Source organism: Flavobacterium sp., assembly GCF_052437795.1.
GTDB lineage: Bacteria > Bacteroidota > Bacteroidia > Flavobacteriales > Flavobacteriaceae > Flavobacterium.
In genome coordinates, this window is the sequence record NZ_JBQVPA010000036.1 from 1 (window position 1) to 501 (window position 501).

At 52.7% G+C, this 501-nt stretch carries 1 protein-coding gene; it reads left to right on the forward strand.

The window, feature by feature from the left end; translation table 11 throughout:
- The coding region (locus ACT6R0_RS18695; protein WP_444667474.1) for a hypothetical protein at positions 1-257 on the forward strand (257 nt) is incomplete at its 5' end.
- Between the last annotated feature and the right edge of the window lie 244 nt (positions 258-501).

Sequence of the window (501 nt, forward strand, 5' to 3'; positions counted from 1 at the left end):
GCAAAGTAGGAGAGGAGGGCACTCACAACCAGGCCGGTTGGACCGTCACAACACATAAGCAGATAGTACTGGCGGTATCCATTGGGACCGCAGATCGGCGCATGCCATGTAATGATGATGATGATGATGATGATGATGATGATGATGATGATGATGATAAGCAGAAAGCCATGGTTGCCAAGGGGCTGCCAGTGGCCTATGATTGCAAGGCATGGCAGTGGTCAGCCAGTGCAACAGCGGCCCCATTCTCACATTAGATCATAGGCGGGATGTTTCTATCTCTGATGTGTGGCTGACCACATGGCCAACACACACACACGATGCCACCTGCCACTTACGCCCACAAATGCCACTAAGCACTAGATACCGGTGCACTGGTAACACTCACAGCATGGTACCCCATACGAGTCAAAGCAGGGGACCAAGTGTGAATGACAACCACAGCCATGCCCCAGACCAGCCAGCGCCTGACTCACATGAAGTTGCCTCGCACTTGTATGG